This window comes from Nonomuraea rubra, assembly GCF_014207985.1.
GTDB lineage: Bacteria > Actinomycetota > Actinomycetes > Streptosporangiales > Streptosporangiaceae > Nonomuraea > Nonomuraea rubra.
In genome coordinates this window covers 336,938-350,000 of sequence record NZ_JACHMI010000001.1, presented here as the reverse complement: position 1 = coordinate 350,000, position 13,063 = coordinate 336,938, and the positions used below count along the sequence as shown (strand labels likewise).

Below are 13,063 nucleotides of genomic sequence, written 5' to 3'. Positions count from 1 at the left end.
CCGCCGCTGGTACGAGGACGGCAAGCTGACCAGGAAGCGCAACACGTTCACCGACTTCGTGGCCGTGGCCAGGCACCTGAAGGCGTCCGGGTGGAGCGACCGGGTCATCGCCAGGGGCGGTTCGGCCGGCGGCCTGCTGATGGGTGCGGTGGCGAACCTGGCGCCGGAGGTGTTCGCGGGCGTGGTGGCCGAGGTGCCGTTCGTGGACGCGCTGAACACCATCCTCGACCCGTCGCTGCCGCTGACCGTGATCGAATGGGACGAGTGGGGCGACCCGCTGCACGACTCCGACGTGTACGCGTACATGAAGGGGTACTCGCCGTACGAGAACGTCGACGGCAGGCCGTACCCGCCGATCCTGGCGATCACCAGCCTCAACGACACGCGCGTGCTCTACCACGAGCCGGCGAAGTGGATCGCGAGGCTGCGCGCGACCGCGAAGGGCGGGCCGTTCCTGCTCAAGACCGAGATGGGCGCGGGGCACGGCGGCCGCAGCGGGCGTTACGACGCGTGGCGTGAGGAGGCCTTCGCGCTGTCGTGGATCATCGAGAGGGGCACGTCATGACGTACCAGGCCGACGAGCGGCGCTACGAGCGCCAGCCGTACAACCGCAGCGGGCGCAGCGGGCTGAAGCTGCCTGCGGTCTCGCTGGGCCTGTGGCACAACTTCGGCGACAACCGGCCGATCGAGAACTCGCGGGCGATCCTGCGCCGCGCGTTCGACCTCGGGGTGACGCACTTCGACCTGGCCAACAACTACGGCGTGCCGTACGGCTCGGCGGAGCGGAACTTCGGCCGGATTCTGCGCGAGGACTTCGCCGCCTACCGCGACGAGCTGGTCATCTCCACCAAGGCCGGCTACGACATGTGGCCGGGCCCGTACGGCGAGTGGGGGTCGCGCAAGTACGTGCTGTCCAGCCTCGACCAGTCGCTGAAGCGCATGGGGCTGGAGTACGTGGACATCTTCTACAGCCACCGTCCCGACCCGGAGACGCCGCTGGAGGAGACGATGGGCGCGCTGGACCGGGCGGTGCGCTCGGGCAAGGCGCTGTACGCGGGCGTCTCCAACTACTCGCCTGAGCAGACCGCCCAGGCCGCGCGGATCATGCGCGAGCTGGGCACGCCGCTGCTCATCCACCAGCCGTCCTACTCGATGATCAACCGGTGGATCGAGGACGGGCTGCTGGACACGCTGGAGGAGGCGGGGATGGGCTGCATCGTGTTCTCGCCGCTGGCGCAGGGACTGCTGACCGACCGTTACCTCCAGGGCGTCCCGGAGGACTCGCGGGCGGCCACCAGCCGGTTCCTGAGCAGCGACCGGATCGACCGGGAGCTGGCGCGCGACCTCGACGAGATCGCGCGGACGCGCGGGCAGACGCTGGCTCAGATGGCGCTGTCATGGGCGATGCGGGACCCGAGGGTGACGAGCGTGCTGATCGGCGCCAGCAGCGTCAAGCAGCTGGAGGACAACGTGGCGTGCGTGGACGGCCCCGCCTTCACGGAGGACGAGCTGGCCGCGATCGACAAGGTCACAGAGCTTCGTTCCGCTGGAGGTAGGTGAAGGCGGCCCAGCCCGGCAGTACCGGCAGCCAGAACGTGAGCAGCCGGTACAGCAGCACGGCCGAGGTGGCCACCTCGGGCAGCACTCCGGCGACCGTCAGGCCGCCCACGAGTGCGACTTCGACCGCGCCCAGACCTCCGGGTGTGGGCGCGGCGGAGCCGATCGCGTTGGCCGTGAGGAAGACGACCGCGACGGCGGTGAAGCTGAGCGTGCCGCCGAACGCGGCCACGCAGGCGTCGAGGCAGACGATGAACGTGAGCGTGATCGAGAGCGTGCCGAAGCAGGCCTCGACCATCTTGCGCGGCGACTGGAGCACGTCGAGCAGGCGCGGCAGCACGTTCGAGAAGAGCTTGCGCAGCCGTGCGGTGACCAGCCGGCGCAGCGGCGGCACGCCGAGCACGGCGACGACCAGCACCGCCACCCCGAGCAGCACGAGGACGAGCGTGCGCGACGGGGTGAACGAGGTGGGCGTGGTCGAGCCGGTGATGTAGGCGAACAGCGCCAGCAGCATGATGTGGAAGACCAGCATGATGAGCTGCGAGGCGCCGACGCTGGCGACCGCGCTGGCCGGGTGGATCCCGCGTTTCTGCAGGTAGCGGGTATTGATCGCGACGCCGCCCACGGCGGCGGGCGCGACGAGCTTGACGAACGAGCCCGCGAACTGCGCCAGCACCGTACGCCAGAGCGGCAGGTGCTCGGGCACGAAGCCGCGCAGCATGAACGCGGCCGCCACGTAGCTGGCGAACGAGGCCACCAGGGCCAGCCCCGACCAGGCCCAGTTGGCCGTGGTGATCACGTGGTAGACGTCCACCCGGCTGAGCTGGTAGAGCACGATGTACGCGGCGAGCGTGCTGGCGATGATGGTGATCAGGGTGCGGGGGCGGAAACGTTCGAGGCGTACCTCTTCGACCTTGCTCTGCGGCTTGAGCGCGACGATGTGCTCGCGGATGCCGGGCAGCACGTTCTTGGCCTTGGCCAGCGCGGCGCGGGTCTCCCTGGTCAGCGCGATCTGCTGGAGCAGCGGCATGGCGGCGGCGAGCGCGTCGGGGCCCATGACGTCGGCGGCGGCGCGGACCGAGCGTTCCGGGCCGACGCGCAGCGCCAGGTAGGTGAGGAGCTGGGCGACGTCGAGCCGCAGGAGCAGGTCTCCGGCGGCGACCTCGCCGCTGCGCGCGTCGGTGAGCACGACGCGGCCGGCCCCGTCGAGGTGGATGCTGTCGCCGGTGAGCCGGCGGTGCGCCAGGCGCTGGATCTGCAGCAGCTCGACCTGCTCCCAGATCTGGGCGAGCAGCTCGTCGTCGATCTCGGCGTCGGGCACCTCGTCGAGTGGCCGGGTCTCGATGTGCTCGTAGGCGAGCAGGGCGGCCTCGGTGCCGATCTCGCTGGTGCCGAGCAGGCGCGGGGTGCTGGCGCCGGCCGCCTGGGCGGCGTACGCCATGAGGGCCTCGCGTTCGAGCTCGGCGCGCAACGATCTGATGGCGCGGCGCCTGGTCTCGGAGTTGAGCCTGATGCGCCGCCACAGCCGGTACGGCAGCCCGGCCACCTGCCGGTCGCGGTCGAGCACGGTGACGTCGAGGCTGGAGCCGTCCTTGAGGCCGATGGCGTAGCGGCGGCTGCCCTGGTGGTCGTCCTCGACGCGGCGGGCGGAGACGGGCACGAACGACAGCTTGCGCAGGGCGGCGACCACGGCGTTGCCCGGCGGGCGCGTGTTGGGGCTGCCGACGCCGTACAGCGTGGCGTAGCCGATGGCCATGCCGACCAGGACGGTGACGATGGCGCTGGGGATGGTGATCTGGCGGCCGGAGAAGAGGGCGAGGATGTAGAGCGCGATGGTGGTCCACATCAGCATCCGCCAGGTCGGGCGGCGGGAGATGCGGACGGCGGTGGAGTAGGCGATGACCGAGGTGAGCAGCGTGTTGAGCGGCTCGATGCGGCGGTCTCCGGTGAGCAGCACGCGCAGGTCGTCGACGTTGCCGCCGACGAGCCACTGCCCGAGCAGGAACGACCCGGCCATGCCGACGATGGCGGCGATCAGCCCTTCTGCGACGCGCAGCCCGTCGCGGTGGAAGACGCGCTCGACCGCGAAGGCCGTGGGCACGATGAGCACGGCCGCGCCGCCGAGGAAGGCGGCGATCCTGCTCAGCAGCGGCACGAGCTCGGCGCCCTCCTTGACGTCGGCCTCGAGCCCGATGAGCGTCTGCTTGGCGACGAGGGCGAGCAGGATGACCGCGCCGAGCACGATGAGCGTGGCGAAGAAGCGCAGCAGGTCGGAGGGACGGCGCAGGCGCTGGGGCAGCAGCGGCTCTACGACGTAGACGTCGTTTTCCGCGCGCGACTCGGCCACGGCCGGCTCCCCTTCCGCGAGGCCCTCCGTGTCATCTCGTTCCCTGATATCGGCCACCGACAGCGATTCCGCACCTTCCCGTGCCGGACCATACGATCTCTGACTTCCAGTGTGCTCAATCGTCCCCGCAGTGTCGCACGGGGCAGGCTACACGCTGCACTTCCCACTGTTCACCTCTGAATTCCTGGTAGCGGGTGGACGTAGGCTGTGTCCCATGTCGGGTGAATTGAGGGTTTTGGGGGCATGTCCGCTGGACTGCCCGGATACCTGCTCCTGGGTGGTGACCGTCGAGAACGGCCGGGCCGTCAAGATGCGCGGCAACCCCGACCAGCCCTACACCCGGGGCGCGCTCTGCGTGAAGGTCAACCGGTACCTGGAGCACACCCAGGCCCGGGACCGCATCCTGTACCCGCTGCGCCGCACCGGGCCGAAGGGCTCGGGCCAGTTCGAGCGGATCACCTGGGAAGAGGCGCTCGACGAGATCTCCGTACGGCTGCGCGGCATCGTCGAGGAGCACGGCGGCGAGGCCATCTGGCCGTACCTGGGCACCGGCACCCTCGGCTACCTGCAAGGTTGCGAGGGCGTGGCGGGCCGGCGGTTCTGGAACCTGCTCGGCGCCTCCAAGCACTGGCTCAACATCTGCTCCGCGGCGGGCAACGCCGGCCTGCGCCGCACGCTCGGCACCGCGGCCGGCATGGACCCGGAGAACTTCGCGCTGTCCAAGCTGATCCTGCTCTGGGGCACGAACACGCTCACCAGCGGCCACCACCTGTGGAAGTTCATCCAGGACGCGCGGGCGGACGGCGCGTACGTCGTCGCCATCGACCCCATCCGCACCAGGACGGCCGACCAGGCGGACGAGCACCTGGCGATCAGGCCGGGCACGGACGGGGCGCTCGCCCTGGGGCTGCTCAACGTCGTGCTGGCCGAGAACGCCCAGGACGAGGAGTTCCTGGCCGAGCACACCGAGGGCTGGGACGACTTCCGCGAGGAGATCCTGCGTCACCCGGTCGAGAGGGTGGCCGAGATCACCGGGATCCCGGCCGAGGCCGTCCACAGGCTGGGGACGAGGCTCGCGCACACCCGCCCGACCGCGCTGCGCGCCACGCACGGCCTGCAGCGGCACGCCGGCGGCGGGGCCGCGCTGCGCGTGATCGCCGCCATCCCCGGCGTCACCGGCGACTGGCGCCACCCCGGCGGCGGCATCGCCTTCTCCACCAGCGACCACGTCCACCTGAACGTGGACCGCCGCGACGACCTGCTCGCCGCGCCGGTGCGCACGCTGACCATGACCAAGGCGGCCTCGCAGCTCGAGTCCGTCAAGTGCTTCTGGGTGTACGCGGCCAACCCCGTCGGCTCCTCCCCCGACTCGAACGCCATCAGGCGGCAACTCCTGCGCGAGGACCTGTTCACGGTCGTCATGGAGCACTTCCCGACCGACACCGTGGACTACGCCGACATCGTGCTGCCCGCCACCATGCAGACCGAGCACCACGACCTGCACGCCGGCTACGGGCACCTGTACCTGCTGTGGAACGAGCAGGCCGTGGAGCCGCCAGGCGAGTGCCTGTCCACGACGGAGACGTTCCGGCGGCTGGCCGCGCACATGGGGATGACCGAGCCGTCGCTGTACGACTCGGACCTGGAGCTGGCCGAGCAGCTGCTCGCGAGCGGGCACCCGTCGGTGGAGGGCATCACGCTGGACAGGCTGCGCAAGGAGGGCTGGGTGCGGATGAACTACCCGAGCCCCTTCACGCCGTTCGCCGAGGGCTTCCCGACGCCTTCCGGGCGGCTGCGCTTCCCGCCGGCGGGCAAGGCGTACGTGCCGTCGTACACGGCCTCCTCCGCCGGGAGCTCGCCGTACCCGCTGACGCTGGTCACGCCCGCCTCGCACACGTTCCTCAACACGACGTTCGGCAACAACCCCGAGCTGCTGCGGCGCGCCAAGGAGCCGACGGTGCTGGTCAACCCGGCCGACGCGGCGGCACGCGGGCTGGAGGACGGGCGCCGGGTACGCGTGCACAACGACGGCGGCGAGTTCCTGGCGGACGTGGAGATCAGCGACCGGGTGGCGGCCGGGGTGGTGGCCACGCCGAAGGGCCGCTGGCCCAAGCTCAGCCCCGGCGGCGCCAACCCGAACGCCGTCGTGGCCGAGCGGGACGCCGACATGGGCAGGGGGCCCGGCTTCCACGACAACTTCGTGGAGATCAGTCCAGTTTGAGCTTGTAGCCGACGTGGGAGGCGGTGAAGCCGAGGCCGTCGTAGAAGCGGTGCGCGTCCGTACGGGACCTGTCGGAGGTGAGCTGCACCATCGCGCAGCCGCGCGCCCGCGCCCTGTCGATCGCCCACGCGATCATCTTGCGGCCCAGGCCCTGGCCGCGGGTGGAGGCGGCGACCCTGACGGCCTCGATCTGGCACCGCTCGGCGCCCAGCCGCGACAGCCCCGCCAGGTAGGTGAGCTGCATCGTGCCCACCACCTTGCCGTCGCGCTCGGCCACGATCAGCTCGTCGTAGGGGTCGGCGTCGATCCGGTCGAACGCCGCCAGGTAGCGCCCGTCGTTCGGATCCCCCTCCCGCTGGGCGCCGAGCGGGTCGTCGGCCAGCATCGCCACGATGGCCGGCACGTCCTCCCTGCGTGCCTGCCGGAAGATCAGGGACAGCACGTAGTGGGACTCCATCAGGTCGGGGTTGGACGGCAGCGCCATCACCTTGCCGCTGCGCGTGAAGCCCTTGCGCGCGTAGAGGGCGCGGGCCGCGTGGTTCCGGTCCACCGCCCACAGGCCGATCTCCTCGACGCCGGTGCTCCTGGCCCACTCCACGGCCACGTCCACCAGCCGGGAGCCGACCCCCGCCTGCCTGGCCTCCGGCGCCACCCACATGGACAGCAGGTGGGCCGCGCCCTCCTCCAGCAGCACGCACACCAGCCCCACGTCGGCGCCGTCGCGCGTGGCCACCCACCAGCGCCCGTCCGGGTTCGCCAGCCGCTCGGCCCACTTCTCCGGCGGAAACCCGACCTCGCGGCCGTAGGAGGAGCCGAACGCGTCCGGCTCGTCCTGCAACGCGCGCAGCCGCACCGCCCGCAGCCGCTCGCCCTCATCCGTACCGAGCCGCACGATCTCTATATCCCGCATGCCCGCATCATGTCAGTTCCCAGGGACAGCTCAGGGTCGGACCCCGATGCCTCCAGGGGCGGGCGGGAGGCAGCATGAAGGCATGAGCAATGAAATCAGTCGACGCGATGAGGTATCGCTGTCCGCCGCCGCCCTGCGCGGCGCCCCTTGGAAGACCGCCGCCGTCAGCGGCGGCGCCGCGGCCGCCGTCAGCTTCGGCGTGGGCTGGCTCACCGGCACCGCCGGCCTGGTGTGGTCACTGGGCCTGGGGATCAGCCTGTTCGCGCTGGTCGCCGCGATCGGCGCGGTGTCCAAGCCCGAGGAGGGCGACCGGGTGACCCGCCAGGCGCGGCTCTGGTCGCTCAAGCACCCGTTCAAGTTCGCGCTGCTGCCGGCCGGCATCGTGGCCGTGCTGGACTACCCGGTGCAGCTCGTGCTCGACAACGAAGGGGTGTTCGGCTCGGCCTTCGACGCGCTGTGGCGCGGCGCGCTCGTCTACCTGATCGCCGGCGTCCTGACGCTCACGATGCGGGGACGAGCGCAGTCGGCCCGGTGACCCTACTGAGCCTCCCTCTCCGCGGTACTCCTGCACACGCAGAACTCGTTGCCCTCGGGGTCGAGCATGGTGACCCAGCCGGTGCCGTCGGGCTTGCGGAGATCGTCGTGGACGGTCGCGCCGAGCCCGACGAGCCGCTCGACCTCCTGGTCACGGGTCCTGCCCTCGGTGCCGTTGACGTCGAGGTGCACCCGGTTCTTGACGGTCTTGCCCTCGGGGACGCGGATGAACAGCAGGAACGGGTCCTGATGCGTACGCAGCATGACCTCGTCGTCGCCCGGCTCGTCCCCCTCGCCCAGCGGTAGCCCGGTGGCCTCGCTCCACCAGCTCGCGATGGCGTACGGGTCGGCGGCGTCGATGGTTACAGCATGAATCTCGATCACGAGATCACACAATAGACACCGTCAAAGGCGTTAAGCCAGTGTCTTCAGCCCGATGACCCCGGCCAGGATGAGGGCGATGGAGACGAGCCGCGCCGGTGACACCTCGTCGCCCATGGCGATCATGCCGAGCAGCGCGGTGCCGGCCGCGCCGACGCCGGTCCAGACGGCGTACGCGGTGCCGACCTCCAGCGTTCTGAGCGCGTACGAGAGCAGGCCGAAGCTGAGCACGGCCGTGGCCAGGAACGACAGCGTCCACCACAGGTGCGTGAAACCGTTGCTGAGCTTGAGCGAGAGGGCCATGGTGACCTCGAAGAGGCCGGCCAGCACGAGGACGATCCACGCCATGAGAAGCACTCCCTGAGAGACGAGACTGACTTGGAGTGCGTCGTCTTGGCGTTCCGGGTACGGCGCGTCTCGTCCGGGAGCTCAACCGCTCATCTACGTGAACGTGCCGGATGGACCGGTCATTCCCACCAGATCGTGACCCACCGGTCGCGCGGCACCGGCCACATGCCGAGCTCGGCCGCCGTCCGCGCCACCTCGTCCGCCCGTGAGGGGTCGAGGCACACCCTGCGCACCGCGCTGGCGGCCAGCTCCTCCAGCGACATGAAACGTTCCAGCGGGGCTTCCCTCTCCTCCACCTGCACGTTGAAGCCGAGCGCCGCCGCCAGCGCCACGCAGTCCTCCGCGATGGGGCGCACCGGCCGGTCGACACCGTGGAAGTGCTGCCACAGCGGCGTCATCCAGCTCATCGGGTGGCGGTGCGGCAGCTCCAGGACCACCCGCCCCTGCGTACGGGCGTCCAGCGCGAGCAGGAAGCCGGCCAGGTCGGGCACGTTGTAGACGACGTGCGCCGCCACGGCCGCGTCGGCCACCGGCACCTGGTCGGAGACGTCGGGCCAGCGGCCCTCGACCGCCGTGACAGGCACCCCCAGCTTCTCCGCCCTGGCCGTGAGCCCTTCAAGCATGGACGCGGAGGTGTCGACCGCGTAGAGGTGGCCGATGCGCGCGTGCAGCGGCAGGGAGGCCGCGCCGGGGCCGGAGCCGACGTCGAGCAGCGTGCCCTTCTCGGGCAGCGCCTCGGACAGGCGGGTCATGGTGGGACCGTCGTCGGGCTCGGCCAGCGCCCTGTCCGTACGGGTGCCGAACCTCTCCGGCGAGTGACTCCACGGATCCACGGGGGCCTTGGCCAGGATCTCGTCCGGAATCGCCCACGATTCCAGGCGCTCCCGCCACCGGGCGGCGAGTTCTGCGGCGTCCATGGAGATGAGCATGCCACGCATATGACGGGTTACCCGCGGGTAGCATTTCAGAGTAAGGTTACTCACCAGTAGAAATGCCTCGGTTCAAGGAGATCGACGCCCATGGGCCACTACCAGAGCAACGTGCGTGACCTGGAATTCAACCTCTTCGAGGTCTTCGGGAGAGGCGAGATCCTCGGTACCGGACCCTTCTCGGAAGTGGATGAGGACGTCGCACGCAGCGTGCTGGACGAGATGAACCGGCTCGCCACCGGAGTGCTCGCCGACTCCTTCGAGGAGGGCGACAGGAACCCGCCGGTGTTCGACGCGGCCACCTCGACGGTCAAGGTGCCGGAAGGGTTCAAGAAGTCGTACAAGGCGCTGGTCGACGGCGGCTGGGCGCACCTCGACCTGCCCACCGACCTGGGCGGCCCGGGCATCCCGCGCACCCTGGCCTGGGCCACCGCCGAGATGGTGCTGGGCGCGAACCCCGCCCTGTACATGTACGCGGCCGGCCCCAACTTCGCCTACACCCTGTGGAAGGTGGGCACCCCGGAGCAGAAGCGCTTCGCGGAGCTGGCCATCGAGAAGAACTGGGGCGCCACCATGGTGCTCACCGAGCCCGACGCGGGCTCCGACGTGGGCGCCGGGCGCACGAAGGCGGTACGCCAGCCCGACGGGACCTGGCACATCGAGGGCGTCAAGCGCTTCATCACCAGCGCCGAGCACGACATGTCCGACAACATCTTCCACCTCGTGCTGGCCCGCCCCGAAGGCCACGGCCCCGGCACCAAGGGCCTGTCGATGTTCCTGGTGCCGAAGTTCCACGTGAACCTGGAGACCGGCGAGCTCGGCGAGCGCAACGGCGTCTACGTCACCAACGTCGAGAAGAAGATGGGCCTGAAGGTCTCCACGACCTGCGAGCTGACCTTCGGCGACAAGCACCCCGCGGTCGGCTGGCTGGTCGGCGAGGTGCACGAGGGCATCAAGCAGATGTTCATGGTGATCGAGCACGCCCGCATGATGGTCGGCACCAAGGCCATCGCCACGCTCTCCACCGGCTACCTGAACGCCCTCGAGTACGCCAAGTCCCGCGTCCAGGGCGCCGACCTGGCGAAGATGGCCGACAAGGCCTCGCCCCGGGTGACCATCACCCACCACCCCGACGTGCGGCGCGAGCTCATGCTGCAGAAGGCGTACGCCGAGGGCATGCGGGCGCTGGTGCTCTACACGGCCACGTTCCAGGACACCCTGCTCATCGACCCGGACGACCGGCACGCCCACGCCATGAACGACCTGCTGCTGCCCATCGTCAAGGGCGTCGGCTCCGAGCGGTCGTACGAGCTGCTCTCCCGCTCCCTGCAGACCCTCGGCGGCTCCGGCTACCTCCAGGAATACCCGATCGAGCAGTACATCCGCGACGCGAAGATCGACTCCCTGTACGAGGGCACGACCGCCATCCAGGGTCAGGACCTGTTCTTCAGGAAGATCCTGCGCAACCAGGGCGCCGCGGTCGGCGCGCTGCTGGCCGAGATCAACGAGTTCGCCGGGTCCGAGGCGGGCAACGGGCGGCTCAAGGAGGAGCGCAAGCTGCTCGCCGAGGCCGCGGCCGAGGTCAAGGCCATGGGCGACACCATGGCGGGCTGGGCGCTCGGCTCGCTGGAGGCCCCCGAGGAGGTCTACAAGGTCGGGCTGAACACGACCAGGCTGCTGCTCGCGCTCGGCGACCTCATCATCGGCTGGCTGCTGCTGCGCCAGGCCGAGGTGGCGCTGGCCAAGCTCGGCGAGGGCGAGGACCCGTTCTACCAGGGCAAGGTCGGGGCCGCCTCGTTCTTCGCCCAGACCGTGCTGCCCCGGCTGGCCGCCGAGCGGCGCGTGCTCGCCGCCACCGGCCTGGAGCTGATGGAGCTGCCCGAAGAGGCCTTCTGAGCCACCACCTCGCTGCCACCCGCGGCAGTCACACCGGCAGGGCGCCCGACCGCGAGCGGGCGCCCTGCCGCCTTGTGCGGGGTCCTCGGCACGCCGTCTTGTACGTTCCTTGCCATGAGCTCCTCCGCGCACGACCATCCCCTGCCGCCGCCACGCGTCGAAGAGGTGTCCGACGGCGTCTACGCCTACCTGCAGCCCGACGGGAGCTGGTGGATCAACAACACCGGGTTCCTGGCCGGGCGGCGCGGCGTCGTCGTCGTCGACGCCTGCTCGACCGAGCGCCGTACGCGCGCCTTCCGCGATGCCATCGGCAAGGTCACCGACCGGCCGATCACCACGCTGGTCAACACCCACCACCACGGTGACCACACGTTCGGCAACTGGCTGTTCCCCGAGGCCACGATCGTCGGGCACGAGGGCGTGCGCGAGCAGATCATCGCCGACGGCGTGCCCGCCTACCGCGCCGCCTGGTCGCCCGGGGTGGAGTGGGGCAAGATGGAGCCGACCCCGCCGTTCCTCACCTTCACCGACCGGATCACCGTGCACTCCGACGAGCTGCGCTGCGAGGTACGGCACGTCGGCCACGCCGCCCACACCACCAACGACTCGTACGTGTGGATCCCGGAGCGGCGGCTGCTGTTCTCCGGCGACCTGGTCTTCAACGGCGGCACCCCGTTCGTGCTGATGGGCTCCGTGGCCGGGGCGCTCCAGGCCGTCGAGCAGCTTCGAGGGCTCGGCGCGGAGACCATCGTGCCGGGGCACGGCGAGGTGTGCGGGCCCGAGGCGTACGAGCCGGTCGAGGGTTACCTGCGGTTCGTCCAGGAGACCGCCAGGCGGGGCAGGGAGGCGGGCCTGACGCCGCTGGAGGCCGCCAGGGAGACCGACCTCGGCGAGTGGGCCGGGCTGCTCGACGCCGAGCGCATCGTGGGCAACCTGCACCGCGCCTACGCCGAGCTCGACGGGCACCCCCTGGGGGCGCCGATCGACCTGGCCACCGCCATCCTCGACATGATCACCTACAACGGCGGGCAGCCATTGTCCTGCCTTGCGTGAGAAGCGACGGGTGTGATCGGCGATAGCCGGGTATGACCGAGGCTGTACTCGCCGTTTGCCTGGAGGTCGTCATGGGTGTCGGGGTAAGCATCTTCTTCCTCACGCTTGGCGCCATCCTGAGGTTCGCGATCGAGCCCGACGTGTTCGGTCAGAGCGTCCACATGGACGTCATCGGCCTCATTTTCATGATCGTCGGTGGCGTGGGAATCGTGCTGAGCATCGTGCTGGCCCCGCGGCGGGGCCAGACTTCGGACAACAGGCTGATGCACCGCGAGAACAACCCGCCTGACGTCTGAGCGATCGAGCGTCTAGGCTCTCGGCCGTGCTGAACCGGACGTTCAGAGAGGTCGACGGGGAGCGGATCGACGGCCTGTCACGGCCCGTGTTCATCCGCAACGGCGACCACTACTTCCTGACCGAGCTGATCGTGTACGCCGACGGCGCGATCGACGCCTGGGGCCTGACGGACCTGGACGGGCTGCGCCGGCACCTGGAGACGGGATGGGTGGCCACGTCGATCCCGCGCGGGGCCCAGGCGTCTGCACACCAGCCGGCGTCCTGGAAGATGGCCAAGCCGTCGATGTGCCGCTCCTGACCCTGATCACCGAGCCGGGCGAACCGTTGCCCGTGAAGTGGCGGCCCGAACGTCCCCTGATCGTGACCGAGGACGCGCGGGAGTGGGCGATCGCCTACTTCGAGGAGGCTCTGAGCCGTCAGAGCACGCCACGACCTGCGCCGGCCGATGACACCGAGCCGGCCGAAACAGCCTCGATCACCCTCTACGAGGTCGTCCGTCCCCCGGGTTCCGGCGTGGTGGCGCTGCGGAACGAGCATCCGGCGGAGATCGAGGTCGCGGGCGTGCGGTATCCGACGGTCACCATGCCTAC

13 protein-coding genes, 1 pseudogene and 1 riboswitch (1 of these 15 only partly in view) are annotated in these 13,063 nt (G+C 70.3%); of the genes and pseudogenes, 8 read left to right on the top strand and 6 right to left on the bottom strand.

Going from position 1 to position 13,063, the window contains the following annotated elements; all coding sequences use genetic code 11:
• Positions 1-565 carry the 3' portion of a S9 family peptidase gene (locus HD593_RS01655; RefSeq protein ID WP_185100369.1) on the top strand. The gene continues 1,526 nt to the left of window position 1, outside the view, so only the last 565 of its 2,091 coding nucleotides appear in the window; its start codon lies off the left edge, out of view; the stop codon is at positions 563-565.
• Entirely contained in the window at positions 562-1,560 is a 999-nt protein-coding gene (gene mgrA, locus HD593_RS01650) for an L-glyceraldehyde 3-phosphate reductase (RefSeq protein WP_185100368.1), read from the top strand. The genes HD593_RS01655 and mgrA overlap by 4 nt, the downstream gene beginning before the upstream one ends.
• On the opposite strand, the gene HD593_RS01645 is transcribed toward mgrA, so the two are convergent.
• The gene (locus HD593_RS01645) at positions 1,529-3,904 is read right to left on the bottom strand and encodes a lysylphosphatidylglycerol synthase transmembrane domain-containing protein (RefSeq protein WP_185100367.1); all 2,376 of its coding nucleotides are present in this window, start codon (positions 3,902-3,904) and stop codon (positions 1,529-1,531) included. The genes mgrA and HD593_RS01645 overlap by 32 nt on opposite strands.
• Before the next feature lie 214 nt (positions 3,905-4,118).
• Between HD593_RS01645 and HD593_RS01640 the strand changes: the two genes are divergently transcribed.
• Complete coding sequence (locus HD593_RS01640) at positions 4,119-6,125, top strand: molybdopterin-containing oxidoreductase family protein (protein ID WP_185100366.1); 2,007 nt, start codon at positions 4,119-4,121, stop codon at positions 6,123-6,125.
• On the opposite strand, the gene HD593_RS60990 is transcribed toward HD593_RS01640, so the two are convergent.
• Positions 6,112-6,582 carry a GNAT family N-acetyltransferase gene (locus HD593_RS60990; RefSeq protein WP_246547415.1) on the bottom strand — a complete coding sequence of 157 codons (471 nt, stop codon included), beginning with the start codon at positions 6,580-6,582 and terminating at the stop codon, positions 6,112-6,114. The genes HD593_RS01640 and HD593_RS60990 overlap by 14 nt on opposite strands.
• A 42-nt stretch (positions 6,583-6,624) precedes the next feature.
• Positions 6,625-7,035, bottom strand: a pseudogene (locus HD593_RS60985) (GNAT family N-acetyltransferase); the annotation flags it as partial.
• Between the two features lie 82 nt (positions 7,036-7,117).
• Here HD593_RS60985 and HD593_RS01630 point away from each other — a divergent pair.
• A complete protein-coding gene (locus tag HD593_RS01630; protein ID WP_185100364.1) occupies positions 7,118-7,570 on the top strand; it encodes a hypothetical protein in 453 nt (150 codons plus the stop codon).
• 2 nt (positions 7,571-7,572) lie between these two features.
• On the opposite strand, the gene HD593_RS01625 is transcribed toward HD593_RS01630, so the two are convergent.
• From HD593_RS01625 to HD593_RS63195, 3 genes are all read right to left on the bottom strand, one after another.
• The gene (locus HD593_RS01625) at positions 7,573-7,953 is read right to left on the bottom strand and encodes a VOC family protein (protein WP_185100363.1); all 381 of its coding nucleotides are present in this window, start codon (positions 7,951-7,953) and stop codon (positions 7,573-7,575) included.
• 30 nt (positions 7,954-7,983) lie between these two features.
• A complete protein-coding gene (locus HD593_RS01620) occupies positions 7,984-8,298 on the bottom strand; it encodes a DMT family transporter (RefSeq protein WP_185100362.1) in 315 nt (104 codons plus the stop codon).
• Positions 8,299-8,332: 34 nt separating this feature from the next.
• A riboswitch (guanidine-III (ykkC-III) riboswitch) is annotated at positions 8,333-8,392 on the bottom strand.
• Between the two features lie 25 nt (positions 8,393-8,417).
• A complete protein-coding gene (locus tag HD593_RS63195; protein WP_281402441.1) occupies positions 8,418-9,215 on the bottom strand; it encodes a class I SAM-dependent methyltransferase in 798 nt (265 codons plus the stop codon).
• Between the two features lie 102 nt (positions 9,216-9,317).
• On the opposite strand from HD593_RS63195, the gene HD593_RS01610 reads away from it, so the two are divergent.
• The 4 genes from HD593_RS01610 to HD593_RS60125 all read left to right on the top strand — a co-directional run bounded on the left by HD593_RS01610 (position 9,318) and on the right by HD593_RS60125 (position 12,771).
• A complete protein-coding gene (locus HD593_RS01610; RefSeq protein WP_185100360.1) occupies positions 9,318-11,123 on the top strand; it encodes an acyl-CoA dehydrogenase in 1,806 nt (601 codons plus the stop codon).
• 114 nt (positions 11,124-11,237) lie between these two features.
• A complete protein-coding gene (locus HD593_RS01605; protein ID WP_185100359.1) occupies positions 11,238-12,176 on the top strand; it encodes an MBL fold metallo-hydrolase in 939 nt (312 codons plus the stop codon).
• 32 nt (positions 12,177-12,208) lie between these two features.
• Positions 12,209-12,472 carry a hypothetical protein gene (locus HD593_RS01600; RefSeq protein WP_246546135.1) on the top strand — a complete coding sequence of 88 codons (264 nt, stop codon included), beginning with the start codon at positions 12,209-12,211 and terminating at the stop codon, positions 12,470-12,472.
• Positions 12,473-12,498: 26 nt separating this feature from the next.
• Positions 12,499-12,771: a DUF7638 domain-containing protein gene (locus HD593_RS60125; RefSeq protein ID WP_221524567.1), complete on the top strand. Its 273-nt coding sequence runs from the start codon at positions 12,499-12,501 to the stop codon at positions 12,769-12,771.
• Positions 12,772-13,063 lie beyond the last annotated feature (292 nt).

Excerpts from the sequence above, each read along its gene's own strand:
- mgrA (WP_185100368.1), top strand. The coding sequence starts at position 562 with ATGACGTACCAGGCCGACGAGCGGCGCTACGAGCGCCAGCCGTACAAC.
- HD593_RS01640 (WP_185100366.1), top strand. The coding sequence starts at position 4,119 with ATGTCGGGTGAATTGAGGGTTTTGGGGGCATGTCCGCTGGACTGCCCG.
- HD593_RS60990 (WP_246547415.1), bottom strand. The coding sequence starts at position 6,582 with ATGGAGTCCCACTACGTGCTGTCCCTGATCTTCCGGCAGGCACGCAGG.
- HD593_RS01630 (WP_185100364.1), top strand. The coding sequence starts at position 7,118 with ATGAGCAATGAAATCAGTCGACGCGATGAGGTATCGCTGTCCGCCGCC.
- HD593_RS01620 (WP_185100362.1), bottom strand. The coding sequence starts at position 8,298 with ATGGCGTGGATCGTCCTCGTGCTGGCCGGCCTCTTCGAGGTCACCATG.
- HD593_RS63195 (WP_281402441.1), bottom strand. The coding sequence starts at position 9,215 with ATGGACGCCGCAGAACTCGCCGCCCGGTGGCGGGAGCGCCTGGAATCG.
- HD593_RS01610 (WP_185100360.1), top strand. The coding sequence starts at position 9,318 with ATGGGCCACTACCAGAGCAACGTGCGTGACCTGGAATTCAACCTCTTC.
- HD593_RS01605 (WP_185100359.1), top strand. The coding sequence starts at position 11,238 with ATGAGCTCCTCCGCGCACGACCATCCCCTGCCGCCGCCACGCGTCGAA.
- HD593_RS01600 (WP_246546135.1), top strand. The coding sequence starts at position 12,209 with ATGACCGAGGCTGTACTCGCCGTTTGCCTGGAGGTCGTCATGGGTGTC.